At 50.8% G+C, this 10,874-nt stretch carries 9 protein-coding genes and 1 pseudogene; 1 reads left to right on the top strand and 9 read right to left on the bottom strand.

Features of this window, described 5'->3' with window-relative positions; genetic code table 11:
• Positions 1-23: 23 nt before the first annotated feature.
• The 3 genes from glpX to DSM2777_RS03360 all read right to left on the bottom strand — a co-directional run bounded on the left by glpX (position 24) and on the right by DSM2777_RS03360 (position 4,101).
• A complete protein-coding gene (glpX, locus tag DSM2777_RS03350; RefSeq protein WP_046457276.1) occupies positions 24-1,034 on the bottom strand; it encodes a class II fructose-bisphosphatase in 1,011 nt (336 codons plus the stop codon).
• A 623-nt stretch (positions 1,035-1,657) separates the two neighbouring features.
• Positions 1,658-3,166 carry a glycerol kinase GlpK gene (gene glpK, locus DSM2777_RS03355; RefSeq protein WP_046458886.1) on the bottom strand — a complete coding sequence of 503 codons (1,509 nt, stop codon included), beginning with the start codon at positions 3,164-3,166 and terminating at the stop codon, positions 1,658-1,660.
• Positions 3,167-3,255: 89 nt separating this feature from the next.
• Positions 3,256-4,101: an MIP/aquaporin family protein gene (locus DSM2777_RS03360; protein ID WP_046458887.1), complete on the bottom strand. Its 846-nt coding sequence runs from the start codon at positions 4,099-4,101 to the stop codon at positions 3,256-3,258.
• 520 nt (positions 4,102-4,621) lie between these two features.
• Between DSM2777_RS03360 and zapB the strand changes: the two genes are divergently transcribed.
• Positions 4,622-4,864, top strand: a complete 243-nt coding sequence (zapB, locus tag DSM2777_RS03365) for a cell division protein ZapB (protein ID WP_025801471.1) — start codon at positions 4,622-4,624, stop codon at positions 4,862-4,864.
• A 73-nt stretch (positions 4,865-4,937) separates the two neighbouring features.
• Here zapB and rraA read toward each other — a convergent pair.
• The 6 genes and pseudogenes from rraA to cytR form a co-directional block, all read right to left on the bottom strand.
• Positions 4,938-5,424, bottom strand: a pseudogene (gene rraA / locus DSM2777_RS03370) (ribonuclease E activity regulator RraA).
• Between the two features lie 133 nt (positions 5,425-5,557).
• Positions 5,558-6,475 carry a 1,4-dihydroxy-2-naphthoate polyprenyltransferase gene (locus DSM2777_RS03375; RefSeq protein WP_046458888.1) on the bottom strand — a complete coding sequence of 306 codons (918 nt, stop codon included), beginning with the start codon at positions 6,473-6,475 and terminating at the stop codon, positions 5,558-5,560.
• A 232-nt stretch (positions 6,476-6,707) separates the two neighbouring features.
• Entirely contained in the window at positions 6,708-8,039 is a 1,332-nt protein-coding gene (gene hslU, locus DSM2777_RS03380) for an HslU--HslV peptidase ATPase subunit (RefSeq protein WP_061553175.1), read from the bottom strand.
• A gap of 11 nt (positions 8,040-8,050) precedes the next feature.
• Complete coding sequence (hslV, locus tag DSM2777_RS03385; protein ID WP_025801467.1) at positions 8,051-8,581, bottom strand: ATP-dependent protease subunit HslV; 531 nt, start codon at positions 8,579-8,581, stop codon at positions 8,051-8,053.
• Positions 8,582-8,667: 86 nt separating this feature from the next.
• Positions 8,668-9,636 (bottom strand): cell division protein FtsN, encoded by a 969-nt coding sequence (ftsN, locus tag DSM2777_RS03390; RefSeq protein WP_071889860.1) that lies wholly within the window; start codon positions 9,634-9,636, stop codon positions 8,668-8,670.
• 65 nt (positions 9,637-9,701) lie between these two features.
• Positions 9,702-10,712, bottom strand: a complete 1,011-nt coding sequence (cytR, locus tag DSM2777_RS03395) for a DNA-binding transcriptional regulator CytR (RefSeq protein WP_418009377.1) — start codon at positions 10,710-10,712, stop codon at positions 9,702-9,704.
• Between the last annotated feature and the right edge of the window lie 162 nt (positions 10,713-10,874).

The following is a 10,874-nucleotide window of genomic DNA, read 5'->3' on the forward strand; positions in this document are numbered from 1 at the left end:
AATGAGAGGCTGAACGAGTAAAACTAGATAATCAATTCGCAGATCTTCGGATCTTTACGGTCCAGATAATGCGTTGAGCGAATACGGCGAATAGTGCGCGACTTACCGCGAACCAGCAGCGTTTCCGTTGTCGCCATATTGCCTTTACGATAAATCCCTTCCAGTAAATCGCCCTTAGTGATCCCCGTTGCGGAGAACACCACGTTATCATTACGCGCCATTTCATCCAGACGCAGCACTTTACCGGCTTCAATACCCATTTCAGCGCAGCGCTTCAGCTCTTGTTCGCCTAAAGCACGGTTTTCTGGCGTGTCGCCTTTTACGTCGTGGCGTGCCAGCAGGCGGCCATGCATATCGCCATCCAGAGCTCGAATAACGGCGGCTGATACCACGCCTTCCGGTGCACCGCCGATGCCATACATCACATCGACTTCGCTTTCAGGCATGCAGGTCAGAATGGAGGCGGCAACGTCGCCGTCAGGAATGGCAAAAACTTTAACGCCCATCGCCTGCATTTCCGCAATGATGCCATCATGGCGAGGTTTTGCTAGCGTGATGACGGTTAGTTCATGCAGTGGTTTTTCCAGTTTTTCAGCCACTAAACGCAGGTTTTCAGCCAATGGACGATTTAAATCGATAACGCCCTTAGCTTGGGGCCCAACGACTAACTTTTCCATATACATATCCGGCGCGCGTAAAAACGTACCTTTATCACCGACGGCCATCACGGCAAGCGCATTTGACTGCCCCATGGCCGTCATGCGAGTGCCTTCAATAGGATCTACCGCGATATCAACCTGATCGCCGTTGCCGGTACCGACACGCTCGCCGATATATAACATTGGCGCTTCATCGATCTCGCCTTCGCCGATGACGATTTCCCCGTCGATATCGACCTGATTAAGCATAATGCGCATAGCATTTACGGCTGCGCCGTCGGCGGCATTTTTGTCACCACGACCTAACCATTTATAACCTGCCAGTGCTGCGGCTTCTGTGACGCGGGAGAACTCGATGGCTAATTCACGTTTCATTGTAGATCCGTATTGGTTACTGAAAGTTTGAAGGATAAAGACGGGAGGGGATTTTAGCACAAGGTGAGTGGGGGGATTGGAAAACGATTGCAGGGGCTTCATTGCTTCTGCCTTCTATTCTATGTTGGAGCGATGAAGGGTTTCGTCCGCTAGTCAGCAAATTTGTTTCCATGAAACCGATGGCGTAGGCGTCCGAGAAGAGGTTGCCAGCGCGCAACCTCTTCACTCTCGCGCTTTTACCGAGTCGTTTGGCCGACCGGTCTCGGAGCGCACGTCCTGTGCGCCCTCAACCTGCCACCAGCATCCCTGCTGGCGGCTCTAAAATGCATTCTTTCAACAGGACAAGACAAAAGGCAAAAGACATTTTTGTCTTTTTAACTATTTAAGTTTTGGTAGAGAGAGCCGCCGGTACAGGGATGTACCGGCGGAGTTTGGGGCGCCCGGGATGGGCGATACCAAACCGGAGCGGAGATGGCATCTCGGATAAAAGCGCGAGGATTGAAGGGGCGCGCGCTGGCGCCCCTCATCGGTCGCCTTCAACTCAGCTAATAGGCAAATGCCGTTGCTGATAGGCGAACGAAACCTTACATCTTAGTTTTTATACATAACTGGTGAGCTCAATATCAATCGTGCTCTTCCCACGCCTGAGCGCGTGATACCGCTTTTTTCCAGCCGCTGTAGCGGTAGTTACGTTCCACGGTCTCAATGCTTGGGCGGAATTCACGCTCGATAGTTGCCTTGCTGCGCAGCTCTTCCAGATCGCTCCAGAAACCAACGGCGAGGCCAGCCAGATAAGCTGCACCCAACGCGGTGACTTCTAGCACCTCAGGGCGCTCAACACGCGTACCGAGGATGTCAGACTGGAACTGCATCAGGAAGTTGTTGGCAACGGCACCACCGTCGACACGCAGCGCTTTCAGGCGAGTACCTGAGTCTGCCTGCATGGCGTCCAGCACATCACGAGTTTGATAAGCGATAGATTCCAACGTTGCACGAATGATGTGGTTGCTGTTGACGCCGCGGGTTAGACCGAAGATAGCGCCACGCGCATACGGGTCCCAATACGGTGCGCCCAAACCGGTGAAGGCAGGAACAACGTACACGCCGTTGCTGTCTTTGACTTTCGTAGCGAAGTACTCAGAGTCGGCTGCATCGTTGATAAGCTTCATCTCATCGCGCAGCCACTGAATGGATGCACCGCCGATAAATACCGCACCTTCCAGTGCATAGTTAACTTCACCGCGTGGGCCACAGGCGATGGTCGTCAACAGGCCGTGCTTAGAAGGAACCGCTTCTTTACCCGTATTCATCAGGAGGAAGCAGCCGGTACCATAGGTATTTTTCGCCATGCCTTCCTGAACACACAGCTGGCCATAAAGCGCTGCCTGCTGGTCACCCGCGATACCCGCGATAGGAATACGTGTCCCGCCTTTACCACCGATGTTGGTTTGGCCATAAATTTCTGACGATGGGTGTACGGTTGGCAGCATTTCGCGAGGGATATCCAGCGCTTCCAGCATGCGCTCGTCCCACTCAAGAGTGTGGATGTTGAACATCATGGTACGGGAGGCGTTGGTGTAATCAGTGACGTGAACACGCCCCTGCGTCATTTTCCATACCAACCACGTATCAACGGTGCCGAACAACAGCTCGCCACGTTTTGCACGTTCACGTGAACCTTCAACGTGATCCAGAATCCATTTTACTTTGGTGCCGGAGAAATACGGGTCAACCACTAAGCCTGTATTGTGGCGAATGTACTCTTCCATACCTGCTTTTTTCAGCTTTTCGCAAATATCAGCGGTACGGCGGCATTGCCAGACGATAGCGTTATAAATTGGCTTACCGGTTTCTTTTTCCCATACGATGGTGGTTTCACGCTGGTTGGTGATACCGATACCGGCGATTTGATCTGAACTAATATCTGCCTTCGCAAGAACTTCGACCAGAGTAGAACTTTGCGTCGCCCAAATCTCCATAGGGTCATGTTCAACCCATCCTGCTTTTGGATAGATTTGCTCAAATTCACGCTGAGAGACGCTGATGATATTAGCGTCATGATCCAGTACCACGGCACGAGAGCTGGTGGTTCCTTGGTCGAGCGCGACGATGTATTTTTTTTCGGTCGTCATAACATTAATCCTGCGTTGATGAACTGAAAACGACATGGTGTCTCAAAGAGATGAAAACCGGCGCAGACATCGCCTACGCCGGTGAATGACTAAGCTTTACGCTGCTCTGGTTTCGCTGCTGGCTCATCTTCTAACTTGCACACATCACATGGCAAGTGGCGGCCAATCAATGAGCGGTAACCGAAGGCACCAATACATGCACCGACGATTGGGCCAAAGATAGGTACTAAGAAGTATGGAATATCACGGGCGCCCGTAAAGGCGACTTCACCCCAGCCCGCCAGATAGGCAAAGATTTTAGGACCAAAATCACGGGCTGGATTTAGGGCAAATCCGGTTAGTGGCCCCATGGATGCACCGATAACCGCGATCAGAATACCGATCAACAGCGGTGCTAATGGCCCACGCTGAATGCCGTTGCCGTCATCGGTAAGGGCTAAGATTAAGCACATCAGAATGGCGGTAATCACGGTTTCAACCAAGAATGCTTGTCCAACCGAGATATGTGGATTTGGGTAGGTTGAGAACACGCCCGCCTGATCCAAGCTGGCTACGCTGCCGCGAACGACGTGGTTGGCTTGTTCAAAATCGACAAACAGGTTGTGGTATAAGCCATACACTAGCGCTGCCGCGCAAAATGCACCTGCGATTTGCGCGATGATGTAAGGCACAACTTTGCGTTTATCAAAGCAGGCAAACAGCCATAACGCGATGGTGACGGCAGGGTTGAGGTGTGCACCAGAGATAGCGGCGGTGAGGTAAATTGCCATGGCAACACCCAAGCCCCAAATGACGCTTATTTCCCACTGACCAAAACTTGCGCCTGCCAGCTTGAGTGCAGCTACGCAGCCACATCCAAAAAATATCAGCAACGCGGTGCCAAGAAACTCAGCGATGCATTGCCCTTTTAACGTTGAACTAGCTGTTTGGCTCATGACTTGATGTCCTAACGACGAATTATTGTAGGGAGTAAGGATCAGCCCTTATCTATTTTTTCTGGGCTTGTTGTAAATTTATCGTTAACGAGCAAAAACGAGAAATAGCGAAATCAAAATGTGTGTGCTTCGTCATAAAAATGAGTGAAGCCGCGCATTTAGTGCTCTTTTAGCGAAAATTTTTTGTGATCTGACCACTGACACAGATCATGGTGACACGATTTTGTAAAATAATTGTGAAAACAACATCGTAGAGAAAAATGCGTTTTTTAAGGATTTGCTGATAGGCAGAAGGTGCGAATTTGTTACAGACTGCACTTTGCCTCAGTATCGCGCTAGACAGTAGAGAATGGGGTACATACAATCGGAGTTGAAACGAATTTATTGCGCAGTGGCTTGCGCGCCTTGAGGTGACAGCAGCCGTTGTGTTTATGGGCGCAACTATATTTTCGCAGTGGGTGCTAAAGAAACGCACTCACTACAGCAGATGTACGCCTGGCTATGATAAGGGGACAGAAGAATGTCATTTGAAGTATTTGAAAAATTGGAAGCAAAAGTTCAGCAGGCGATTGATACCATTACGCTGTTGCAGATGGAAATCGAAGAGCTGAAAGAACAGAACACTCAACTGAATCAAGAAGTTCAGCAAGCCGCTGGCTCTCGTGAGTCTTTGGTGCGTGAAAACGAACAGCTTAAAGAAGAACAAACTGCATGGCAGGAGCGCCTGCGCTCTTTGTTAGGCCGCATGGATGAAGTTAACTAAGTTATCTTTGTTCATGGTTAAAATATAAAAAAGGCGCTCAATGAGCGCCTTTTCTCACAAAGAAAGCGATGGATTATTCAAGATCCAACGGTTCTTCGGAAAGAATAATACCGGTGTTATCTGCATACAGATGATCGCCGGAGAAGAAGGTCACGCCGCCGAAGTTGACGCGGATGTCGCTTTCGCCGATGCCTTCTCCGTCTGCGCCAGCAGGAATTGCTGCCATTGCTTGAATACCGATATCCAGTTCCTCGAGGTCATCGACCTGGACGAACGGCACCGTAAACCACAATGCCTTCCCACTCATTCTGAGCTGCAAGACGAGCCAGTTCCGCGTTGATTAAAGCACGACGCACAGAGCCGCCGCCGTCGATGACCATTACGCGTCCACGTCCGTTTTCTTCCAGCAATTCATAGAGCAGGCCGTTATCCTCAAAGCATTTCACCGTAGTGATCTGCCCGCCAAACGAAGTACGCCCACCAAAGTTGGAGAACAACGGTTCTACTACATTCACATCTTCATGATAAATGTCGCATAGTTCGGAAGTATCGTATTTCATAGGATTAACGTCTGTTTGCCGCAGGGAGGTCTAGTATATCCCCTTATTCATGTTGTTTGCAAAAGCACCAATTGTTAAATATGACTAAACGCGGCGCTGGCGCACGTTTTGCGCGCCAGCGAAAAGAAGGGAATTAGCTGAGTACGGTGCCAATGGCGAATAAGACGTTGGCTAGTAAGGCACTTTTCACCATGTTTTCTAGCATCGGTCGCATAGCTTCTGGCGTGCGGTGGGTGAAAACGTAGCGGCCGTGCTTGTACAGCATGGGGATAGCGAGAACAAACAGCCAGCCAAACGCGCTCTTGAGATTCACCAAGGCGAACAGTGCTAAGCACACTACGGCGCCAATCAGTAAAACGACGTGATAAACGCGTGCTTTGATGGGGCCGAGACGTACTGCCAGCGTGTTTTTGCCATTCACGGCATCGTTTTCGATATCGCGCAGGTTATTGATATTCAAAACTGCCGTGGCTAAGAAACCACAGGCCGTGGCTGGCAGCATGACGACGCTGTCAAAAGTCCCCGCTTGTAGATAATACGTACCGGCTACGCTGAGCCAGCCAAAGAACACCAACACAGAAATATCGCCCAAGCCCATATAGCCATAAGGACGAGTGCCTACGGTGTAGGTAATAGCGGCGACGATGGCCATCAAACCTAAAACCAAAAACCCGATGATATCTTGTGGCTTCTGGCAGGCGACGGCAATGAGTGCAATGCCGGACAAAATGGTGATCACCACGGTAATGCCGAGCGCTCGCTTCATCTGCGCTTGGGTGATCACGCCTTTTTGCATACCACGTAGTGGCCCAATGCGCTCTTCGGTATCGCTGCCTTTCACGGCATCGCCATAGTCGTTGGCGAGGTTGGAGAGGATTTGCAGCATCGCCGCCGTCAGCAGTGCAAGCAGGGCAATTTCAACCTTAAAGGTATGTTGCCAAGCTGCAATGGCGGAGCCGGTGACAATAGATGCCAAAGCCAGCGGCAAGGTACGCAGGCGCAAACTTTCCAACCAGGCGCGTGGCCTGCTAATTGTTGTTGATGAACTCATTATTCGCTTCAGTCGCTCAGGGGATCCCATCGTGAAATATTCGGGTGAGGGTTCCAGTTAAGGTCGGTAATCTACCATATTTTATCAATTGGATATTGTATACCCGTTATACGTGATGCTACCTCGGTGTTAGCCGCGGCGTGCAACGCCAATAGTTTAGGGTATAGACGTAAAAAAGGGAGGCCAAAGCCTCCCTTTTACGACAACCGATAGGGACGGTTCTTAAAACGAATTATAGGATAAACCGGCTCAGATCTTCATCTGCAACGAGCTCATCAAGATGATTACGCACATATTCCGCATCAATCGTCACTGTTTGGCCACTCATGTCGCTGGCTTCGAAGGAAATTTCTTCGACCAGACGTTCCAGAATGGTATGTAAGCGACGCGCACCGATATTTTCTGCGCTTTCGTTAACTCGCCATGCCGCTTCCGCAATATGACGCACGCCGTCAGCGGTAAAGTTAATGGTCAGGCCTTCGGTGGCCATTAACGCCTGATACTGTTCTGTCAGGGACGCACTTGGTTCGGTCAGGATGCGTTCAAAGTCTTCTGTCGTCAGCGCCTGTAGCTCAACGCGAATTGGCAGACGGCCCTGAAGTTCTGGGATCAGATCCGATGGGCTGGATACCTGGAATGCGCCAGAAGCAATAAACAGAATGTGATCGGTTTTCACCATGCCATGCTTGGTGGAAACGGTGCAGCCTTCGATCAGAGGCAACAGGTCACGCTGAACGCCTTCACGGGAAACGTCTGGGCCTGAGGATTCACCGCGCTTACAGATTTTGTCGATTTCATCGATAAATACGATACCGTTTTGCTCAACGGCGTGAATCGCCTGCTCTTTCAGCTCTTCTGGATTAACCAGTTTTGCGGCTTCTTCTTCAATCAGTAGCTTGAACGTTTCTTTGATTTTGATTTTGCGCGCTTTCTGCTTTTGTCCGCCCAGATTTTGGAACATGGACTGCAGCTGGTTGGTCATTTCTTCCATGCCAGGAGGTGCCATGATTTCAACGCCAACCGGTGAAGCGGCTAATTCTAATTCGATTTCTTTATCATCGAGCTGACCTTCACGCAGTTTCTTGCGGAAGCTCTGGCGCGCAGCGGATGGCTCGGCGCTTTGCTCTGCCTGACCCCAGTTATTTTTTGCTGGTGGGATCAAGACGTCCAGAATGCGCTCTTCGGCCATTTCTTCGGCGCGATAGCGATTCTTTTCAATGGACTGCATGCGTACCATTTTCATGGCAGAGTCAGTCAAATCACGGATGATAGAGTCAACTTCTTTGCCCACATAGCCCACTTCGGTGAACTTGGTGGCTTCAACCTTGATGAACGGCGCGTTGGCTAATTTAGCCAGACGACGGGCGATTTCGGTTTTACCGACGCCGGTTGGACCAATCATCAGAATATTTTTTGGTGTCACTTCATGACGCAGCTCATCGTTAAGCTGCATACGACGCCAGCGGTTACGCAGAGCAATTGCCACGGCGCGTTTTGCTGAGTGTTGGCCAATGATGTAGCTGTCGAGTTCGCTGACAATTTCGCGTGGGGTCATCTCAGACATGTTTGGAGTCCTTACGCTTTGGAGTCTAATTCTTCAATGGTGTGGAACTGATTGGTGTAGATGCAGATATCACCAGCTATACCCAGCGCTTTATCAACGATTTCGCGGGCACTCAGTTCTGTGTTTTCTAGCAATGCGCGAGAGGCTGCCTGAGCATACGGGCCGCCGGAACCTATCGCGATTAAATCATTTTCAGGCTGAATAACGTCACCGTTACCGGTGATGATGAGGGAGGCGTTTTCATCCGCGACGGCCAGCAGCGCTTCAAGCTTGCGCAGCATGCGGTCGGTGCGCCAGTCTTTGGCAAGCTCAACGGCGGCTTTAACCAAATGTCCCTGATGCAGTTCCAGTTTACGTTCAAAGAGTTCGAACAGGGTGAAGGCATCTGCGGTGCCGCCAGCAAATCCGGCAATAACGCGGTCGTTATAGAGACGACGCACTTTACGAACATTACCTTTCATCACGGTATTGCCCATGGTCGCCTGACCATCACCACCGATCACCACTTTACCGTTGCGGCGTACGCTTACTATTGTTGTCACGAGCAGACCCCCGTAGCTGACGAAATAAGAACCCCACACTTTTGTGTGGGGGCATTGTCAGATAGATGGGGGGGATATTTTGCTTTTCAACCCCCGACGGAGAGGGCAATACAGCCAGACATTCCATCACCCTTCAATCGTTGCAGCATTTTGTCTGCTGAAGCGCGGCTGGTGTATGGGCCTAACAGAACGCGATTCCAGCCACCGCCAGCGGTAATACGGCTTTCAACGCCGCCAAAGGCAAGCTGAGCTCTGACTGATTCAGCCTGATCGGTGCTACGGAATGAACCACATTGCACCATCCATTTTTGCGTGCTTTCTTTCTCTAGCGCTTTTTCTGTTTTGGCTTCTTTTGCTGGTGCTGGCTGTTCCGCCACGCTCGTTACCGGCGCTGGTTTTTCTTTATGCGGCTGCTGAACCGGTGGCTGAGTCGCTTGCACTGGCGGTGCTGTGCGCGCAGGACGTGCCGGTTCAGTGGTAGTTTGGCGAGGCTGAGCAGGCGCCGTATTTTGCTGAGAGAACGGATTGCGTGGCTGCGAATTAGTGACCGGCTGTTGCTGGGTATAGGTTTGATCCGGCATCCGGCTATTTTGCGGCGCACGACGTGCAATCTGCGTTTGATCGTTATACGGCACTTCAGACAGCTGAGTTGGCTGCTGACGCATATCAGACTGCATTTGGTCGAGAAGCTGGCGCTGTTCTGCGGTCAGCTGTGGCTGCTGCGTAGGTGCAGTGGCCGCGTTACTGGTGGGATCTGTAGGCGTAGCAACGCCAACCTGACGATTCTCAAGTTCTTTGATGTAACGCCAGCGCTCTTCCGGTTTTGGAGGAAGACCATTACCCGCATGTTTTGCTTGCGTCGGTAACAGTTCATCACTGTCTGGCTTATGGTGAGTCAGGAAATAAAGGCCGGCAGCGAAAGTCACTAAAACCCCCAAGGCGACAACCACCATGGTTTTAGATATACCCGGAGATGATTTTTTCTTTTTCCGGGTATTGGTTTTGCGCTTCGCTCCTGATGAGCGGCCCCGGCTCACATAGTCTCTTTGTGCCACTGTCTTTTCGCTACATCGTGATTTTGAATTAAGAGCGCCATGTTACTGAACTCATCCCAATTTAACTAGCGTTTCGGCGCAGATGTACTTCCTCTGACGATAAATTCGCTGTCTAACAGTCTGGATCCGCTCACCACAGAGTGGCTATGTAGCTGCTCTAACAACAATAACATCGCTTCGCGACCAATTTCATAGCGCGGTTGAGAAACGGTTGTCAGCGGAGGATCGCAGTACTGCGCCTGCTTGATATCGTCAAAACCGACCAGAGAAACGTCATCGGGTACGCGTAATCCCATACGTTTGGCTTGAGAAAGCGCGCCAATCGCCATCACATCACTATGGCAGAAAATCGCCGTTGGTGGCTGTGGCAGCGACATAAGAGCATACATAGCCTGAGCGCCAGCCTCATAGGTAAAGTCGCCGCGCTCAACAAAACTTTTCTCTTCAGCGATACCGCAGCGGCGCAACGCCTGAATATAGCCACGTAGGCGATATTTACTCAGAGGCATACTTTCTGGGCCAGCAATACAGGCAATACGATGATGACCAAGCTCATGCAGATAGAGCACGGCCTCAAACGCGGCGGTGAGGTTGTCGATATGGACAGTTGGAAGTTCAAGTTCGGGAGCGAACTCGTTGGCCATCACCATCGGTGGCAAATTTTTCTGTTCTTCTTTGCTAGCATCAAAAGGAACGTTCGAGCCGAGCAGCAACATGCCATCGATTTGTTTAGTGATAATAAGGTTAACGAAGGTTTTTTCTTGCTGCTGTTGCTGAGCACAGTCGCCTAGCAAAACTAAATACCCATGTTCAGCGGCGGTGCGTTCTATACCTTGGATCACTTCGGCAAAAAAGGGATCGCAGATATCAGGCACAATCACCAGGATCGTGCGCGATTCATTTCGCTTGGAGCTGCGGGCCAGCGCATGCGGAGAATAACCAACGGCTAATACGGCCTGTTCAACTTTTTGGCGGGTAGATGCAGAGACTTTCTCGGGGTTCATCAATGCTCGTGAAACGGTGGCCGTTGAGACACCGGCGTGTTCAGCCACATCTTTCATGGTGGCAGCAGACATGCTTTGCTTCTCTTCCAACGCTGTTCTCCTTGCGTCTGGCGAAACGCCGACGCGGCGAGTGTTGCTCGTCCTGTTTTACTGAATGAAAACCAGCTTCCTTGCGTCATCCCAAATTTATTGTTTGGAATGCTCATACCAGTTCATGAATTACCATATGGATCA

This window comes from Obesumbacterium proteus, from assembly GCF_001586165.1.
Lineage (GTDB): Bacteria > Pseudomonadota > Gammaproteobacteria > Enterobacterales > Enterobacteriaceae > Hafnia > Hafnia protea.